15 protein-coding genes are annotated in these 17,260 nt (G+C 69.6%); 10 read left to right on the top strand and 5 right to left on the bottom strand.

Annotation, left to right across the window (positions count from 1 at the left end; genetic code table 11):
• Window positions 1-7: 7 nt before the first annotated feature.
• From QMK30_RS23035 to QMK30_RS23015, 5 genes are all read right to left on the bottom strand, one after another.
• Window positions 8-1,057, bottom strand: a complete 1,050-nt coding sequence (locus tag QMK30_RS23035) for a 2-oxoacid:ferredoxin oxidoreductase subunit beta (RefSeq protein WP_283520195.1) — start codon at window positions 1,055-1,057, stop codon at window positions 8-10.
• Window positions 1,050-3,017: a 2-oxoacid:acceptor oxidoreductase subunit alpha gene (locus QMK30_RS23030; protein WP_283520194.1), complete on the bottom strand. Its 1,968-nt coding sequence runs from the start codon at window positions 3,015-3,017 to the stop codon at window positions 1,050-1,052. Before QMK30_RS23030 ends, QMK30_RS23035 begins: the two co-directional genes overlap by 8 nt.
• Window positions 3,018-3,288: 271 nt before the next feature.
• Window positions 3,289-3,948: a LuxR C-terminal-related transcriptional regulator gene (locus QMK30_RS23025; RefSeq protein ID WP_283520280.1), complete on the bottom strand. Its 660-nt coding sequence runs from the start codon at window positions 3,946-3,948 to the stop codon at window positions 3,289-3,291.
• Between the two features lie 164 nt (window positions 3,949-4,112).
• Window positions 4,113-5,456 (bottom strand): sensor histidine kinase, encoded by a 1,344-nt coding sequence (locus tag QMK30_RS23020; protein ID WP_283520192.1) that lies wholly within the window; start codon window positions 5,454-5,456, stop codon window positions 4,113-4,115.
• Window positions 5,457-5,549: 93 nt separating this feature from the next.
• Window positions 5,550-6,830, bottom strand: coding sequence for a sensor histidine kinase (locus tag QMK30_RS23015; RefSeq protein WP_283520191.1), 1,281 nt, complete (start codon window positions 6,828-6,830; stop codon window positions 5,550-5,552).
• Window positions 6,831-7,040: 210 nt separating this feature from the next.
• Between QMK30_RS23015 and QMK30_RS23010 the strand changes: the two genes are divergently transcribed.
• Genes QMK30_RS23010 through QMK30_RS22965 form a run of 10 tightly spaced genes read left to right on the top strand, consistent with a single transcriptional unit; the run spans window position 7,041 to window position 17,076 of the window.
• Window positions 7,041-7,481 carry an NADH-quinone oxidoreductase subunit A gene (locus QMK30_RS23010; RefSeq protein WP_283520190.1) on the top strand — a complete coding sequence of 147 codons (441 nt, stop codon included), beginning with the start codon at window positions 7,041-7,043 and terminating at the stop codon, window positions 7,479-7,481.
• Window positions 7,451-8,131, top strand: coding sequence for an NADH-quinone oxidoreductase subunit B (locus tag QMK30_RS23005; RefSeq protein WP_502963203.1), 681 nt, complete (start codon window positions 7,451-7,453; stop codon window positions 8,129-8,131). Before QMK30_RS23010 ends, QMK30_RS23005 begins: the two co-directional genes overlap by 31 nt.
• The gene (locus tag QMK30_RS23000; RefSeq protein WP_502963202.1) at window positions 8,128-9,321 is read left to right on the top strand and encodes an NADH-quinone oxidoreductase subunit C; all 1,194 of its coding nucleotides are present in this window, start codon (window positions 8,128-8,130) and stop codon (window positions 9,319-9,321) included. Before QMK30_RS23005 ends, QMK30_RS23000 begins: the two co-directional genes overlap by 4 nt.
• Window positions 9,318-10,286, top strand: a complete 969-nt coding sequence (locus QMK30_RS22995) for a complex I subunit 1/NuoH family protein (RefSeq protein ID WP_283520188.1) — start codon at window positions 9,318-9,320, stop codon at window positions 10,284-10,286. Before QMK30_RS23000 ends, QMK30_RS22995 begins: the two co-directional genes overlap by 4 nt.
• A complete protein-coding gene (locus QMK30_RS22990) occupies window positions 10,286-10,972 on the top strand; it encodes a NuoI/complex I 23 kDa subunit family protein (protein WP_283520187.1) in 687 nt (228 codons plus the stop codon). Before QMK30_RS22995 ends, QMK30_RS22990 begins: the two co-directional genes overlap by 1 nt.
• The gene (locus tag QMK30_RS22985) at window positions 10,969-11,568 is read left to right on the top strand and encodes an NADH-quinone oxidoreductase subunit J family protein (protein ID WP_283520186.1); all 600 of its coding nucleotides are present in this window, start codon (window positions 10,969-10,971) and stop codon (window positions 11,566-11,568) included. Before QMK30_RS22990 ends, QMK30_RS22985 begins: the two co-directional genes overlap by 4 nt.
• Window positions 11,568-11,924, top strand: a complete 357-nt coding sequence (gene nuoK, locus QMK30_RS22980) for an NADH-quinone oxidoreductase subunit NuoK (protein ID WP_283520185.1) — start codon at window positions 11,568-11,570, stop codon at window positions 11,922-11,924. Before QMK30_RS22985 ends, nuoK begins: the two co-directional genes overlap by 1 nt.
• On the top strand, window positions 11,921-13,918 hold the full coding sequence (locus QMK30_RS22975) for an NADH-quinone oxidoreductase subunit 5 family protein (RefSeq protein ID WP_283520184.1): 1,998 nt from the start codon (window positions 11,921-11,923) through the stop codon (window positions 13,916-13,918). Before nuoK ends, QMK30_RS22975 begins: the two co-directional genes overlap by 4 nt.
• Window positions 13,919-13,945: 27 nt before the next feature.
• On the top strand, window positions 13,946-15,535 hold the full coding sequence (locus QMK30_RS22970; protein ID WP_283520278.1) for a complex I subunit 4 family protein: 1,590 nt from the start codon (window positions 13,946-13,948) through the stop codon (window positions 15,533-15,535).
• On the top strand, window positions 15,532-17,076 hold the full coding sequence (locus QMK30_RS22965; protein WP_283520183.1) for an NADH-quinone oxidoreductase subunit N: 1,545 nt from the start codon (window positions 15,532-15,534) through the stop codon (window positions 17,074-17,076). The genes QMK30_RS22970 and QMK30_RS22965 overlap by 4 nt, the downstream gene beginning before the upstream one ends.
• Window positions 17,077-17,260: the final 184 nt, after the last annotated feature.

Here is a 17,260-nt window from a genome sequence, read left to right as displayed (position 1 = left end):
CGAATGGTCAGCCGACCACGGTCCAGGTGTCGTTTCCGGCGAGTAGTGCGCCCAGGTCGCCCTTGCCGTCTCTCTCGATGGCGGCGTCCAACTGGTCCGACATCAGGGTGTCGTAGACGGGGCGGTGGATGCTGCGGAGTACTCCGATGGGGGTGTGGTGCAGGGTGTCGGGGTCGGCGAGGCGTGAGAGTGCGAAGGCGGTGGTGGGGCTGGTCGCGTGGGCGTCGTGGACGAGGATCTGGTTTTCGTTGTCGGGGGTGACGGTGGTGACTTTGAGGTCGCCGGTGGCGGGGTCGCGGATGACGCCTTTGGTGCGGTCGGCGCCGAAGCGGATCTGCTCGCCGTGTTCCAGGCGGATGACGGCTTCTTCGGCCTGTTGTTTGTCTTTGAGGGCTTCGAAGGCGCCGTCGTTGTAGATGTTGCAGTTCTGGTAGATCTCGACGAGGGCGGTGCCGGGGTGGTCGGCGGCCTGGCGCAGGACGCTGGTGAGGTGTTTGCGGTCGGAGTCGACGGTGCGGGCCACGAAGCTCGCTTCGGCACCGATCGCGAGTGAGACCGGGTTGAAGGGGGCGTCGAGGGAGCCCATGGGGGTGGACTTGGTGATTTTGCCGATTTCGGAGGTCGGGGAGTACTGGCCTTTGGTGAGTCCGTAGATCCGGTTGTTGAAGAGCAGGATCTTGAGGTTGACGTTGCGGCGCAGGGCGTGGATGAGGTGGTTGCCGCCGATGGACAGCGCGTCGCCGTCGCCGGTGACGACCCAGACGCTCAAGTCCCGGCGGGAGGAGGCCAGTCCGGTGGCGATGGCGGGGGCGCGGCCGTGGATGGAGTGCATCCCGTAGGTGTTCATGTAGTAGGGGAAGCGGGAGGAGCAGCCGATTCCGGAGACGAAGACGATGTTCTCTTTGGCCAGGCCGAGTTCGGGCATGAAGCCCTGTACGGCGGCCAGGACCGCGTAGTCGCCGCAGCCGGGGCACCAGCGCACTTCCTGATCGGACTTGAAGTCCTTCATGGATTGCCTGGCCTCGGCTTTGGGTACCAGCGAGAGCGCCTCAGTCATTGATGGCCTCCTTGAGAGCCTCTGCGAGCTGCTCGGCCTTGAACGGCATTCCGTTGACCTGGTTGTAGGAGTGCGCGTCCACCAGGTATTTGGCCCTGAGCAGGGTGGTGAGCTGCCCGAGGTTCATCTCGGGCACGACCACTTTCTCGTAACGTCCCAGAATCTCGCCGAGGTTCCGGGGAAAGGGGTTGAGGTGGCGCAGGTGGGCCTGGGCGATGGGGATGCCGGCGGTGCGCAGGCGCCGGACGGCCGCGGTGATCGGCCCGTAGGTGGAGCCCCAGCCGAGGACCAGGGTTTTGGCCTGGGCGGGGTCGTCGACTTCGAGGTCGGGGACGCTGATGCCGTCGATTTTGGCCTGGCGGGTGCGGACCATGAAGTCGTGGTTGGCGGGGTCGTAGGAGATGTTGCCGGTGCCGTCCTGCTTCTCGATCCCGCCGATCCGGTGTTCAAGGCCCGGGGTGCCGGGCACCGCCCACGGGCGGGCCAGCGTGTGCGGATCGCGCTTGTAGGGCCAGAACACCTCGGTGCCATCGGCCAGCTCGTGGTTGGGTCCGGTGGCGAACTGCACCCGCAGGTCGGGGAGTTCGTCGATCTCCGGGATGCGCCAGGGCTCGGAGCCGTTGGCCAGATAGCCGTCGGAGAGCAGGAATACCGGGGTGCGGTAGGTGACCGCGATCCGTGCCGCGTCGAGCGCGGCGTCGAAGCAGTCCGCCGGGGTGCGGGGTGCCACGATCGGCACCGGCGCCTCACCGTTGCGCCCGTACATCGCCTGCAGCAGGTCGGCCTGCTCGGTCTTGGTCGGCAACCCCGTCGAAGGACCGCCGCGCTGAATCGCCACCACGAGCAACGGCAGCTCCAGTGACACCGCCAGCCCGATGGTCTCCGACTTCAGCGCCACACCCGGCCCGGAGGTGGTGGTGACCCCCAACTGCCCGCCGAACGCCGCCCCCAACGCCGCCCCAATGGCCGCGATCTCATCCTCGGCCTGGAAGGTGCGTACCCCGAAGTTCTTGTGCTTGCTGAGTTCGTGCAGGATGTCGGAGGCCGGAGTGATCGGATACGACCCCAAGTACAAGGGCAGGTCGGCCTGCCGGCCGGCCGCGATCAGCCCGTAGGACAGGGCCAGGTTCCCGGAGATGCTGCGGTAGGTGCCGGCCGCGAACGCCTTGGTGGCCGGGGCGACCTCATAGGAGACCGCGAAGTCCTCGGTGGTCTCGCCGAAGTTCCAACCGGCCCGGAACGCGGCGACATTCGCCTCGGCGATCTGTGGCTTCTTCGCGAACTTCGCCCGCAAGAACCGCTCGGTGCCCTCCGTCGGCCGGTGATACATCCACGACAGCAACCCCAAAGCGAACATGTTCTTGCTGCGTTCGGCCTCCTTGCGGGGAAGCCCGAACTCCTTCAGAGCCTCAAGGGTCAAAGTCGTCAGGGGCACCGGATGGACCTGGTAGGCCTCCAACGACCCGTCCTCCAGCGGGGAGGTCTCGTAGCCGACCTTCGCCATTGGCCGCTTCGTGAACTCATCGGTATTCACAATGATCTCCGCGCCGCGCGGCACATCACCGATGTTCGCCTTCAACGCGGCCGGGTTCATCGCCACCAGCACATCCGGCGCGTCGCCGGGGGTGAGGATGTCATGATCGGCGAAATGCAGCTGGAAGCTGGAGACACCGGGCAGGGTCCCGGCCGGTGCACGGATCTCGGCGGGAAAATTCGGCAGCGTCGACAGATCGTTCCCGAACGTCGCCGTCTCCGACGTGAACCGGTCCCCCGTCAGCTGCATCCCATCACCCGAGTCACCGGCAAACCGAATGATCACCCGATCGAGGCGGCGGACCTCTTTTTCCAGGGGTTGAGGTGCCGGTGCACCGCGCTGCTCTCCGACGACAGCCTCACCGGCTTCGTCGGTTCCGTCGGCTCCATCGGTCTGCCCGGTTGGGCTACTGACCTGGCTGGTCACTGAACTGGACCTCCCTCGAGGCGGCTGCTCCGGACCGGCCGGCTCACCGGCGGCCATGGAGCCCACCCTACGTCCGGGAGGGTGCCGTTCCCTGGGATGCTCGTAATCCGGACCTTCTTCTGACATAACCCATTGTGCTGGTTTGTCATGGCTCCATCGCCCCCCGGCGCTCTCCTTGAAGACGCTCCGTACTCATCCTTTGGTTCTGGGCCCGCGGACCGGATCGTCTCCGGTCCGCTGCTCCAACTGCATCTGACAGGGTGTCAGTTCATCAGGAATTCAGATAGGTCAGTACGGCCAGCACTCGTCGGTGGTCCCCCACGCTCGGTGAGAGACCGAGCTTGAGGAAGATGTTGCTGACGTGCTTCTCGACCGCACCGTCACTCACCACCAACTGCTTGGCGACCGCCGAGTTCGTCCGTCCCTCGGCCATCAGACCCAGGACCTCCCGCTCCCGCGGTGTCAGTCCGGCGAGGACGTCCTGCTTGCGGCTGCGACCCAGCAACTGGGCCACCACCTCGGGGTCGAGCGCGGTCCCGCCCTGGGCCACCCGGACAACGGCATCGACGAATTCACGTACCTCGGCCACCCGATCCTTCAGTAGATAGCCGACACCGCGACTCGATCCGGCCAGCAACTCCGTCGCGTACTGCTCCTCGACGTACTGGGACAACACCAGCACCCCGATCCCCGGGTAGTCCCGGCGCAGCCGCACTGCTGCCCGTACCCCTTCGTCGGTGTGTGTCGGCGGCATTCGTACGTCCGCGACCACCACATCCGGTACGGCGTCCCGTGCCGCCAGATCGGCGATTGTCTTGATCAGCGCCTCCGCGTCCCCGACGCCCGCCACGACGTTGTGTCCGCGGTCGGTCAGCAGCCGAGTCAGGCCCTCCCGAAGCAGCACTGAATCCTCGGCGATGACCACTCGCACTCTGTCCTCCACGACCGTGTAGCCCCCCAGCAATTGTTTGCTTTCCACCCGTCGCCCACCAGCATCCCAGTATCGCGACCCGGTGTGCGTCCGGGCGTTGGGAATAGTGGCGTACGACTTGGGCCGGGGGGGCTCGGGCCGGCCCGCGCGGGGGAGCGCCGGGGTCAGCCGCGCCAGGGCAGCTCCGCCGTGACCGTGGTCGGCCCGCCCACCGGGGAGTCGATGACCAGGATCCCGTCGACCGCGTCGAGCCGCTCCGTGAGTCCCGCCAGGCCGGAACCGGACTCGGTGTCCGCGCCGCCCTGCCCGTCGTCGCTCACCTGAAGCAGCACCCGGTCCGTCGACTGCCACACGTCGATCCGGGCCCGGCTCGCCCGTGCGTGCTTGCTGACGTTCTGCAGGAGTTCGGAGACGGTGAAGTACGCGATGCCCTCGATGGCCTGGGCCGGGCGCGTCGGCAGATCCACCTCGACCTGCACCGGCACCGTGCACCGGGAGGCGATCGCGGAGAGTGCCGCGTCCAGGCCCCGGTCGGTCAGAACGGCCGGGTGGATGCCGCGGGCGAGGTCACGCAGCTCCTGAAGGGCGACCTTCACCTCGCCGTGCGCCTCGTCCACCATGCGGGCCGCGGCCTCGGGGTCCTCCGTCAGCTTCTCCTTCGCCAGACCCAGGTCCATGGCGAGGGCGACGAGCCTGGCCTGCGCGCCATCGTGCAGATCGCGTTCGATGCGCCGCAGGTCGGCGGCGGCGGTGTCGACGACGACGCCCCGGTCCGACTCCAGCTCGGAGACACGGCTGGCGAGCCGGGACGGGCCCAGCAGTCCGGTCACCAGCAACCGGTCCACGGAGGTCAGGGCCCGGATGACCCACGGGGCGGCCAGGGTCACGATCAGGCCGAACGCGCTGGTCACCGCCAGCTCGAAGGGGCTGTCGAGATAGACGTTGTGCGCGCCGTCGCCGTACAACTGGATGCCACCCACCCCGCCGTACATGGGGAAGACCCACTGCCACAGCGGATACGTGAGCATCGCCCAGCCCCACGACCAGACAGTCACCGCGAGGGTGAAGGCGAAGAGCGCCCACGGCATGTGCAGGACGGCGTAGAGCAGGTGCCGCCAGGACACTCCGCTCTTGATCATCGCGCCGATCCAGGGCATCGCGCCGTTCGCCTTGGGGCGCACGGGAGCGGGGTCGGCCACGTGCACCTTCAGCAGGCACCTGGCGCGGGCCCGCTCCACCATCCCGAAGCCCCGGCAGCAGGCCAGGACCGCCGCGAGCAGGGGCACGCCGAGGAAGGTGACGAGCAGGCCGGCGCTGAGCGACGTCATGGTGACGGCGAAGCTGAAGAGCAGCAGGCTGATCGGCACGCTCAGGAAGAGATAGCCGAGCTCGCGCCAGGCGCGGGCCTCGACGGGCGCGCGCAGCGCCGGAGGCAGCAGGTGCCTTCGCGGGGAACCGTGCTCGGGCTCCCACTTGTCCCGGATCTGCGGTGCGTACTCCGTGGCCATCGCTGCCGTCCGTTTCTGCTCTGCTGCTGCGGAGCCTGAGTGAGCGTCTACCTCAAGAATGCTGGGGCGCGAGGCCCAGGACCATGAGGGCCGTCACCGTTTGCGGACGGGGGTTTTCCCTACCCCCGCGGCGCGCTTCGCCCCGCCGCCGGCCTGGTGATCACGGGTGTTCCCGTGTTCGCCTTCGCGGTCGCGCCAGGGCAGTTCGGCCGTGACCGTGGTGGGCCCGCCCACCGGGGAGTCGAGGGCAAAGACCCCGTCGACCGCGCCGAGCCGGTCCGCGAGCCCGGACATCCCGGTGCCGCCGTCCAGCCGCGCGCCGCCGCGCCCGTCGTCCTTCACCTTGATCAGCAGCCGGTTCCCGGCCCGCCACACATCGACGGACGCGTTGCGCGCGCCGCTGTGCTTGCTGACGTTCTGCAGGAGTTCGGAGACGGTGAAGTACGCGATGCCCTCGATGGCCTGGGCCGGGCGTCCGGTCAGCTCGACCGTGACCTTCACCGGGGCCGTGCAGCGCGACGCGATGGAGGAGAGCGCCGCGTCCAGGCCGCGGTCGGTCAGGACGGCCGGGTGGATGCCGCGCGCCAGGTCCCGGAGTTCCTGAAGGGCCAGCTTCACCTCGCCGTGCGCCTCGTCGACCATCGCCGCGGCGGCGACCGGGTCCTTGAAGTCGCCGGTCAGCTTCTCCTTGGCCATGCCGAGCCCGATGGCGAGGGCGACGAGCCTGGCCTGCGCGCCGTCGTGCAGATCGCGTTCGATGCGCCGCAGGTCGGCGGCGGCGGTGTCGACGACGACGCCCCGGTCCGACTCCAGCTCGGCGATCCGCCGCTCCAACTCGTCGGAGGGGCAGAGCAGCCCCCGCACCATCGCCCGGTCGCCGTTGGCCAGTGCCCGCACGAGGTACGGCAGGACCGGCCAGAGCACGAACAGACCAACCACGACCACCGTGAACGTCAGTACGCCCCAGGGCAGCCGGACCAGCGAGTACAGCGCCGTCCGCCAGCCCACCGGGTCCTTCAGGCTCGCCCACAGCCACGGGAGGAAACCGCGGTCCCGCAGGCCCGCCTGGGCCGGGCTCGGCTCGTCGACCCACTCGCCGAGCAGCACACGCGCGCGTGCCCGCTCGATCCTGCCGAGGTAGCGGGCGCCCAACAGGCTCAGGGCCAGCAGCGGTAGCCCGACGACGGTGACGGACAGACCACAGCCCAGCAGGAGGGCCACCACGACGAAGGTGAAGCCGATCAGGGCCATCGGCAGATTGAGAAGGAGATGCGCGATCTCCTTCCAGACGTGCGGCCCGTACGGGAAACGCACGGGTGGCGGCCGGTCGGACCGGTCGGACGGGGAGAGGCAGTCGCTGGTGCTGGCGGTCATATGCCCAGCCTGCCGGGCCGACGCCGCGGATGCCATGGGGCGGCTGGGTGTACGGAAGTAGGGATAACCCCACCCCGGTGTGACGCGGCTGCTTACCGAGTCTTTACCAGGGCCTAGACTCCCGTGCGTACAGATCGTCGAACAGGACGCAACGAGGCCAGGGAGCGAGGGGCGGACGTGCCGGAATCGACTGTTCTTGCGGCGCAACCCATGACGAATTCCGCGACAAATTCCGCCGCGGAGCTCGCTGCGGATCTCGCGACGAATCTCGCGACGGAGTCCACGGACTACTTCGAGAGTTACTCGGTCGTCGGGCTGCTCGCGCTCGTCGGCGTGCTGTTCGTCGCCGTGGCCTTCGGGGCCGGGCGGCTGCTGCGGCCCGTCGTGCCGACACCGGAGAAGATGCTCACGTACGAGTGCGGAGTGGACCCGGTCGGCGATGGCTGGGCGCACACGCAGGTCCGCTACTACGTCTACGCCTTTCTGTACGTGATCTTCGCCGTCGACTCGATCTTCCTGTTCCCGTGGGCGACGGTCTTCGCCGCGGCCGGATACGGCGCCGCGACCCTGGTCGAGATGTTCATCTTCCTCGGCTTCCTGGCCGTGGGACTGCTGTACGCATGGAAGAAGGGCGTCCTCGAATGGGCGTGACCCCTGTCGATCTGCCGGAGCCACAACGCTTGGGCGTGCTCTCACGGCTCGCGCCGGAACCGATGAAGGTGGTTCTCAATTGGGGCCGCCGCTACAGCCTGTGGGTCTTCAACTTCGGACTCGCCTGCTGCGCGATCGAGTTCATCGCGGCATCCATGGCGCGCCACGACTTCATCCGCCTCGGCGTGATCCCCTTCGCGCCGGGCCCGCGCCAGGCGGACCTGATGGTCGTCTCCGGCACGGTGACGGACAAGATGGCCCCGGCCGTGAAGCGGCTGTACGAGCAGATGCCCGAGCCCAAGTACGTCATCTCCTTCGGCGCCTGCTCCAACTGCGGCGGCCCGTACTGGGATTCGTACTCCGTGACGAAGGGCGTCGACCAGATCATTCCGGTCGACGTGTACGTCCCGGGCTGCCCGCCCCGTCCCGAGGCGCTGCTCCAGGGCATTCTCAAGCTTCAGGAAAAGATCTCCCGCGAGTCGCTGAGCGAGCGCTACGGCTACGGACGGCCCCCGTCGGCCGCCGCGTTGCAGAGCGGCCTGCTCACACCGCCGCCCGCTCCCGCTTCGGTTCCTGTCCGCGCTTCGGCCCCAGCCTCGGCTCCAGCCTCGGCCCCAGCTTCGGCTCCGGGGGAGGACGACGCGAAGTGAGCGACCCGACCGAGAACACCCTGACGGCGTACGACACCCTCCCCGACGCCGTCACCGAGATCTTCGGCGAGGAGGCGACCGCCGGACACTCCTACGACCTGCTCACCGTCGACGTCCCGATCGGTTCGTGGATCGCGGCCCTGGAGATCGCCCGCGACAAGCTGGGCTGCACCTACTTCGACTGGCTGAGCGCGGTCGACGAGCCGGGCACCGGCTTCCAGGTCTGCGCCCATGTCGTGGCCCTGGAGAATCGCCGGGTACGCCGCCTCCTCATCCGTACGACCGTCCCGCACTCGGCGCCGGTCGTCCCCACCGCCGTGGAGATCTACGCGGGCGCGGCCTGGCACGAGCGCGAGACGCACGAGATGTTCGGCGTCGACTTCACGGACCACCCGCACCTCGTGCCGCTCCTCCTGCCCGACGGCTTCGAGGGCCACCCGCTGCGCAAGGACTTCGTCCTAGCGGCCCGGGTCGCCAAGGCATGGCCGGGCGCGAAGGAGCCGGGGGAGTCCGACCACGGCGGCCCCAAGCGCCGCCAGATGCTGCCGCCGGGCGTCCCCGACCCGAACGAATGGGGCCCCCTGAAGGGCCAGCTCCCCCCGGCCCAGTCCCGCCCGACCCGCACGCCACGCGCGGGAGCGGCCGGAGCCGGCGCGGGAGCGGCGGGAGCTGCGGCAGCCGACCGCCCTGCCCGCCGAGCCCGCAGCGTGAGCGCGGGCTCGGCGAGCCAGGCTCTGGAGGCGCCGGTGGGCCCGCAGGCTCAGGAGGCGCCGGTGGCGACTGAGGTCCCGCAGACCCCGGCGCCAGATGCCCCACAGGCTTCGGTGGGCAAGCAGGTGCCGGAAGCCACGCAGCCTCCCGCCACTGAGGCCTCTGCGCCCGGCGCGGCAGCCGAGGGCGATGCGCAGGCCGGGCCGCTGGTGTCGGCACCGGAACCGCCGCCGACACCAGCACCGGCAGCGGAACCGCCGCCGCCCCGGCCCACGCCGCCCGCACGTTCCACGGACACCCCGTGGCACAACGCCCGGGACGCGGACCCGGCCGAAGAGGCCGACGCCACTCCGGACACGGAAGCGACCGAAGTGACGGCCGAGGCCGATTCAGCCGACTCGGCCGACTCGACGGAATCGGCCGGAAGTACCGACGCGGAAGCGGACCGTCCCGCCGACGAACGAGGGAGCGACGCGTGAACGACGTACTCGATGTCGCCCTCCGGCTGCTCATCGTCTTCGCCGTATTCCTGGTGCTCCCCCTGGTCGTGGGCCAGACCGAGCACAAGGTGATGGCGCACATGCAGGGCCGGCTCGGCCCCATGTACGCGGGCGGCTTCCACGGCTGGGCCCAGCTCGTCGCTGACGGTGTGAAGTTCGCCCAGAAGGAAGACATCGTCCCGGCCAACGCCGACCGCCGTATCTTCCAGCTCGCGCCCGCCGTCGCCCTCCTCCCGTACCTCCTCGTCCTCGTCGCGATCCCGATCGGCCCGAGTGAGGGCGCGGTCGGCCAGGTCGTCGACGCGGGCATCTTCTTCGTGCTCGCCGTCATGGGCGTCGGTGTGCTCGGCTCGCTCATGGCGGGCTGGGCTTCGGCCAATAAGTTCTCCCTCCTGGGCGGCCTGCGCACCGCCGCTCAGCTGCTCGCGTACGAACTGCCGATGCTGCTCACCGCCGCGTCCGTGGCGATGGCGGCCGGCACGGTCTCGCTCCCCGGCATCCTCAATGCCTTCGAGTGGTGGTGGCTGCCGTGGCAGATCGTCGGCGCGCTCGTCTTCTTCGTGGCCGGTCTCGCCGAACTCCAGCGCCCGCCGTTCGACATGCCCGTCGCCGACTCGGAGATCATCTTCGGCGCGTACACGGAATACACGGGCCTCCGCTTCGCTCTCTTCCTGCTCGCCGAGTACGCCGGAATCGTCGTCCTGTGCGGTCTGACCACCGTCCTGTTCCTCGGCGGCTGGCACGGCCCGTGGGGCGCGGACGGACTCGGCTGGGTCTGGACGCTCCTGAAGACCGCGATCCTCGCCTTCGGCGTCATCTGGCTACGCGTCACCTACCCGCGCCTGCGCGAGGACCAGTTGCAGAAGCTCGCCTGGACCGTGCTCATCCCGCTCGCTCTCGCGCAGATCGCGCTCACCGGCATCGTGAAGGTGGCGATCCAGTAATGGCTCCGATCCCAGGGTCCGGCCTCGCCAAAGGCCTGGCCGTCACACTCCGCACCATGACGAAGAAGACCGTCACCGCGCAGTACCCCAATGTCCAGCCCGAACTCCCACCCCGCTCGCGCGGCGTGATCGGCCTGTTCGAGGAGAACTGCACGGTCTGCATGCTCTGCGCCCGTGAGTGCCCCGACTGGTGCATCTACATCGACTCCCACAAGGAGACGCTCCCTGCCGCCGCCCCCGGTGGCCGCGAGCGCAGCCGCAACGTCCTGGACCGCTTCGCGATCGACTTCTCGCTCTGCATGTACTGCGGTATCTGCATTGAGGTGTGTCCTTTCGACGCGCTCTTCTGGTCCCCGGAGTTCGAGTACGCGGAGACGGACATTCACGAGCTGACCCATGAGCGGGACAAGCTCCGCGAGTGGATGTGGACGGTGCCCGCGCCACCCGCGCTGGACCCGGCGGCCGAGGAGCCGAAGGAGATCGCGGCAGCCCGCAAGACCGCCGACAAACTCGCAGCCGCCCAGGAGCCAGCCGCTCAGGAGCAGGTGGCCCAGGAACAAGTCGCCCAGGAACAGGCAGCCGCCCAGCAGGAACAGGCCGCCCAGGAACAGCCACCCCGGCAGGAACAAGCCGCGCGTGAGCACACAGCCGAGCAGGGGCAGCGCGAAGAGGGGGCCACCGAATGAGCCACCTCGCAACGGCCGCCGCCGAACACGGTTTCCTGTCCCCGACCGGCGTCGAGATCGCCTTCCTGCTCGTCGGCATCGCCACCCTCGGCGCGGCCGTCATCACGGTCACGACCAAGCAGCTGGTGCACGCCGCCCTCTGGCTGGTCGTGGCACTCGGCGGCATCGCCGTCGAATACCTCCTGCTGACAGCCGAGTTCATCGCCTGGGTCCAGGTCCTGATCTACGTCGGCTCCGTCGTTGTTCTCCTTCTCTTCGGGCTGATGCTCACGAAGGCCCCCATCGGCCGCTCCCCGGACGCTGATTCGGGCAACCGCTGGGTCGCTCTCACCGTGGCCCTCGCCGCGGCGGCCGCACTCGTGTGGGTGGTCGTCGACGCGTTCCGTACGACCTGGATCGCCCTGGACGGGCCCGCCCAGGGCTCCACCAAGGTGACCGGCGAGATCCTCTTCCAGCACTGGGTACTGCCCTTCGAGGCGCTGTCGGTCCTGCTGCTGGCCGCGCTGGTCGGCGCGATCGTCCTCTCCCGCAAGGACAGCGTCGACCCGAACGCCGCCACCACCCCGGCCGCCACCGCCCCGGAGGACAAGCGCTGATGCACCTCGCCTATCCCGCCGTGCTCGCCGCCCTCCTCTTCTGCACCGGGCTGTACGGCGTACTCGCGCGCCGCAACGCGATCCTGGTCCTGATGTCCGTCGAGCTGATGCTCAACGCCGTCAACCTCAACCTCGTCGCCTTCGACGTCTGGCTCCGCGACACCCTGCACTCCGGCCAGGCACTCACGCTCTTCACCATCGCCATCGCCGCGGCGGAGATCGGCATCGGCCTGTCGATCGTCCTGATGGTCTACCGCAACCGCGGCACGTCGGACATCGACCGGCTCCGCGACACCGCCGAAGGCCCCGACGACGAAGCTTCCGCCCCGGCACAGAAGGCTGAGGCCGCCGCGTGACCATCACGACCCTCGCCGTCCTCGTTCCACTCCTTCCGTTCCTGGGCGCCGTGGCCGGCCTGCTGCTCGGCCGCACCGCCCCCGGGTTCGTGCGGCCCCTGGCCGTACTGCCGACCGTGGCCGCCGCCGTGCTGGCCGTGCTCGTCGCCGTACGCCAGGGCGGCGGCAAGGACATCGAGGCGTCGACCCGGCTCACCCCCACCGGCTCGGTCCCCATCGACCTGGCCCTGCACCTCGACGGCTTCGCGGTCCTGGTCGCGGTCCTGGTCGGGGTCGTCGCGACCTGTGTGCAGATCTACTCGACGGGCTATCTGCGCGACGACCCGCGCTACCCCTCGTACGCCGCCCTGGTCTCCCTGTTCACCTCCGCGATGCTGCTCGTCGTCTACTCCGGCGACCTGATGGTGCTCCTCGTCGGCTGGGAAATCATGGGCATCTGCTCGTACTTCCTCGTCGGCCACTACTGGGAGACGCCTGCGGCCCGCGCCGCCTCCCTGAAGGCCTTCCTGGTCACCAAACTCGGTGATGTCCCCTTCCTGTTCGGCCTGTTCGCGCTCGCCGCCGACGCGAACTCCTTCCGGATCTCCACGATCCTGGACGTGGTCGGCGACCGGGGTCTCGACCACCCCACCCTGATCGCGCTGCTGCTCCTCGCGGGCGTCGCCGGCAAGTCGGCGCAGTTCCCGCTGCACACCTGGCTGCCCGACGCGATGGCGGGCCCCACGCCCGTCTCCGCGCTGATCCACGCCGCGACGATGGTCGCCGCCGGTGTGTACTTCGTGGCCCGCCTCCTCCCCGTCTTCGCGGCCTCCGCCGCGGCCCTGACCGTCCTCGCCGTGATGGCCGCCGTCACCATGGTCGGATCGGCGCTCGCCGCCTTGGCCCAGGACGACATCAAGCGGGTCCTCGCCTACTCGACCATCGGCCAGCTCGGCTATATGACCGGCGCCCTGGCTGTCGGTGACCGTGGCGCGGCCGTCTTCCACCTCCTGTCCCACGGCGCCTTCAAAGCGCTCCTCTTCCTCGGCGCCGGCGTGATCATCCACGCCGCCGGCACCAACTCGCTGGCCGCCATGTCCCGCATGGGCGGCCTCGCCAAGCGCATCCCCGACGCCTACTGGACGATGACGATCGCCCTGCTGGCTCTCGCCGCCATCCCGCCCTTCGCCGGCTTCTTCTCCAAGGAAGCCGTCCTCGTCGCCGCCGAGCACGCCTCCCTCGGCGCCACTCGGGGCGTCCCCTCCGGCGCCGGCTGGATCGTGCTCGTCGCGGGCCTGGTCACCGCCCTCCTCACCGCCGCGTACGCCACCCGCCTGTGGCTGCTGGCCTTCCGGGGCCGCGGCCCCGCCGCGCCGGACCACGGCAAGCAGCCACTCGCCATGAACGGCGTGCTGTGGCTGCTGGCCGTCCCCTCACTCGGGTTCGGCCTCACCGTCGGCCAACTCGCGGGCTGGTTCGACGTCCACTCCCTCGCCCCGACCGTCACCACCGCGGTCCTCGGCACGGGCGTCGCCCTGGTCGGCGGCCTCGTCACCTACGGCGCCTGGCGCTACACAACGGCCCTCACGGCGACCCGGCCCCCGATCGGCGCCGTCGCCGCCCACCCGGACGCCGACCCGGCAACCTCCGAGGCCGAAGCCATCGCCACCCACACCGCCGCCTACGGCGACATCGCGTCGGCCCCCGACCCGGCGGACCCCGGCCGTCTCCTGCTCGGCCCGCTCCACCGCCACGCGGCCGCCGGATTCCACCTCGACGCCGTCTACCACACCCTTTTCGTACGGCCCGTCCAAGCGGCCGCCGAACTGGTCCGCTTCCTGGACCGCGAGGTCGTCGACACCTACGTACGCGGTGCGGGCACCCTCCCGCGCCTGCTCGGCGCGGGCGTCCGCCGCGCCCAGACCGGCAATGTGCAGACCTACCTCAGCGCACTGCTCGCCGGGTCCGTCGTCCTGGCGATCGCCGCCGTCATCGTCGCCGCCGTCGGAGCGTGAGCAGTGATCGATATCAGCCCGTCCGTGATGCAGTTCCTCCTGGCGTTCATCGTCGTCGCCCCGCTCGTCGGCGCCGCCGCCGCGCTCCTGCCTGCCCCTCCCGGGCTCAAGGGCAAGAACCCCGACCAGGCCGTGCTCCGCCACGGCATGGTCGTCACCGGCGCGATCCTCATCGCCGCGATCATCCTGGCGCTCGGCTTCGACCATCCCCAAACTCTCGACTCCGCTCGAGCAGGGGAGACCCCATCCCACCCGTCGAAGATGCAGGCCACGACCGACATCAGCTGGATCCCGGCGCTCGACGTCAGAATCCACCTCGGCATCGACGGCATCTCGCTCCCCCTTCTCGTACTGACCGCGCTGCTGACCTTCCTCTGCGCGCTCTACAGCTACTTCAAGATGCCAACGGGCCCGTCCCCGAAGGCATTTGTCGCCCTGGTGCTCGTCCTGGAGTCCGGCACCCTGGCGACCTTCGCCGTTCTCGATCTGCTGCTCTTCTTCCTGGCGTTCGAGATGGTCCTCATCCCGATGTACTTCCTGATCGCCCGCTGGGGCGGCGCCCAGAAGCAGGCCGCCGCCTGGAAGTTCATCCTCTACACGCTGCTCGGCTCCGTCGTCATGCTGCTCGGCCTTCTCCTCATCGGACTGAAGTCGGGCACATTCGACATGGTGGCACTCGCCACTGACAACGGCCGTGGACTGACCACATCGGTGCAGGTCGTAGCCGTTCTCGCGATCGGCATCGGGCTCGCCGTGAAGACCCCGATGTGGCCGCTGCACAGCTGGCTCCCGGACGCCCACACCGCCGCCCCCACCATTGGCTCGGTCCTGCTCGCGGGCGTCCTGCTCAAGATGGGCACGTACGGGTTCGTCCGCATCGCGATTCCCATCGCCCCCGACGGCATGCACACCTTCGCGCCGTACCTCGCGGCCTTCGCGGTCGTCGGCATTATTTACGGATCCCTGGCCTGCCTCGCCCTCGCCCGCAAGGGCGCCAAGGGCGACCTCAAGCGCCTCATCGCTTACTCCTCCGTCGGCCACATGGGCTTCGTGCTCCTCGGCATCGCGTCCATGACCCCCACCGGCGTCAACGGCGCACTCTTCGCCAACATCGCCCACGGCCTGATCACCGGTCTGCTGTTCTTCCTCGTCGGCGCCCTCAAGGACCGCTACGGCACCGCGGACCTCGACACCCTGGCCGGAGCCACCGGCGCCGCCCTCTACGGCCGGGCCCCCCGCCTCGGCGGCCTGCTCGCCTTCGGCGCCGTCGCCTCCCTCGGCCTGCCGGGCCTCGCCGGATTCTGGGGCGAGATGCTCACGATGTTCGGCGCCTTCCAGCCCGCCGAAGGCCTCAGCCGCCCCGCCTTCCTGACCTTCATGGTGATCGCCGGCATCGGCACCCTGCTCACCGCCGCGTACCTGCTCGTCGTCGTACGCCGTGTCTGCATGGGGGAGCAGCGCGAAACACCCGAGCCCATCGCCGACATCCAGGGCTACGAGTTCGCCGCCTGGACCCCGCTCGTCGCCCTCACCGTCCTCGCCGGACTCTGGCCCGCGGTCCTCCTCGGCCTCACCGACCCGGCCGTGCAGAAGCTCCTCGCAGGAGGCAAGTCGTGACCGTGGCCGCCGAAAGCGCAGCCAGCCTCGTCCAGTCCGTCGACTGGGCGGCGATCGCACCGCCGACGATCACGGCGGCGGTCGGCCTGCTCGTCCTGGTCGCCGATCTCTTCGTACGCGAGAGCAGGAAGCAGCTCCTCGGGTGGATCTCGATCGCCGGTCTCGTCGTGGCCCTGCTCGCCCTGCTGCCGCTGCGCAAGGGGGACCGTTCGACGTTCTGCCTCACCTCCGACGCCGCTGTCTGCAGCTACACGGCGGACTACTTCACGCTGGTCATTCAGCTGCTGGTGCTCGGCGGCGCGCTGCTCACGGCGCTGCTCTCGCTGACCGAGACGAAGAAGCTCCCGGCCGGCGAATTCTGGTTCCTGCTGATGTCGTCGGCGGCGGGCGCCGCCCTGCTGCCCGCCTCGCGGGACCTCGCCACCCTCGTGGTGGCCCTTGAAGTGGCCTCACTGCCCGCCTTCGCCCTGGTGGGGCTCAAGCGCGGTGACCGTCTCTCATCGGAGGCGGCGCTGAAGTTCTTCCTGTCGTCCGTCACCGCGACCGCCGTGATGCTGCTCGGTGTCAGCTTCGTGTACGCGACGACCGGCACCCTGCACCTCACGGAGATCGCCACCCGCCTCGACGACGTACCGGCGCAGCTGGACACCCTCGCCAAGGCGGGCGTCGCCCTGACGCTCGTCGGCTTCGCCTTCAAGTCGGCCGCTGTCCCGTTCCACTTCTGGGTCCCCGACACCTACGTGGGCGCGCCCCTGCCTGTCGCGGCCTACCTGTCCGTCGTCGGCAAGGCGGTCGGCTTCACCGGGCTCATCCTCGTCACCGTCGTCGCCTTCCCCTCGTACGCGGACGTGTGGGGCCCGGCGATCGCCGTGCTGGCCGCGCTCACCATGACCGTGGGCAATGTGGCTGCCCTGCGCCAGTCCGCCACGCGCGCGTACAGCGCGGTTCGCCTGCTGGCCTGGTCCTCCGTCGCGCAGGCCGGCTACCTCCTGGTCCCGATCGCTGCCGCCGCGTACTCCAGCGACGACCAGATCGGCTCCACGGTCGCGTACGCGCTGATGTACGCCGTGGTGAACCTGGGCGCCTTCGCGGTCGCCGCCCTCGTCGCCCGTACGAACCCGCTGAACCGTATTGCCGATTACCGCGGCCTGTACGCGACCCGCCCCCTCGCGGCCCTGGCGCTCGGTTTCTTCCTGCTCTGCCTGGCGGGCCTGCCGCCCGGCATCATCGGCCTCTTCGCCAAGGTCACGGTCTTCTCCGCGGCCGTCGACGCGGGCCTCGGCTGGCTCGCCGTCGTCATGGCCGTGAACGTCGTGATCGCGCTCTACTACTACCTCCGGTGGACCACCGCCCTCTTCCGCGCACCCGCCGAGAACGAGGCCGGGGCCGGGGCCGGGGCCGATGCCCCGGGCGAGCGGGTCAAGCACGCGGTGCCCATGCCGGTCGCCGTCGCCATCACTCTCACGGCGGTCGCGGGCATCATCCTGTCCGGCGCCCCCCAACTGGTGCTGCGCTTCGCCACCGGCGACCTCTTCCAGTAGGCCCTGCGCCCGGGGGCAGGGCCGCACGCCCCGGGGCCCTTCTCCCGTAAGGCCCACCTTGGGTTCCAGTGGTCGTTGCAACACCGCCTGGTTTTCAGGTGGTGAGTAGATCACGTAGACGCTCGGCTGGAGTACTCCAGCCGAGCGTCTTGCGTGGGCGGCCGTTGAGTTCCTGGGCGACGTG

Source organism: Streptomyces sp. H27-C3 (genome assembly GCF_030063415.1).
Classification (GTDB): Bacteria; Actinomycetota; Actinomycetes; order Streptomycetales; family Streptomycetaceae; genus Streptomyces.
Note: the sequence above shows the minus strand (reverse complement) of the source record. Positions and strands in the feature narration are given on the sequence as shown.

Excerpts from the sequence above, each read along its gene's own strand:
- nuoK (WP_283520185.1), top strand. The coding sequence starts at position 11,568 with ATGCACCTCGCCTATCCCGCCGTGCTCGCCGCCCTCCTCTTCTGCACC.
- QMK30_RS23010 (WP_283520190.1), top strand. The coding sequence starts at position 7,041 with ATGACGAATTCCGCGACAAATTCCGCCGCGGAGCTCGCTGCGGATCTC.
- QMK30_RS23020 (WP_283520192.1), bottom strand. The coding sequence starts at position 5,456 with ATGGCCACGGAGTACGCACCGCAGATCCGGGACAAGTGGGAGCCCGAG.
- QMK30_RS22970 (WP_283520278.1), top strand. The coding sequence starts at position 13,946 with ATGCAGTTCCTCCTGGCGTTCATCGTCGTCGCCCCGCTCGTCGGCGCC.
- QMK30_RS22985 (WP_283520186.1), top strand. The coding sequence starts at position 10,969 with ATGAGCCACCTCGCAACGGCCGCCGCCGAACACGGTTTCCTGTCCCCG.
- QMK30_RS23035 (WP_283520195.1), bottom strand. The coding sequence starts at position 1,057 with ATGACTGAGGCGCTCTCGCTGGTACCCAAAGCCGAGGCCAGGCAATCC.
- QMK30_RS23015 (WP_283520191.1), bottom strand. The coding sequence starts at position 6,830 with ATGACCGCCAGCACCAGCGACTGCCTCTCCCCGTCCGACCGGTCCGAC.
- QMK30_RS23005 (WP_502963203.1), top strand. The coding sequence starts at position 7,451 with ATGGAAGAAGGGCGTCCTCGAATGGGCGTGACCCCTGTCGATCTGCCG.
- QMK30_RS22990 (WP_283520187.1), top strand. The coding sequence starts at position 10,286 with ATGGCTCCGATCCCAGGGTCCGGCCTCGCCAAAGGCCTGGCCGTCACA.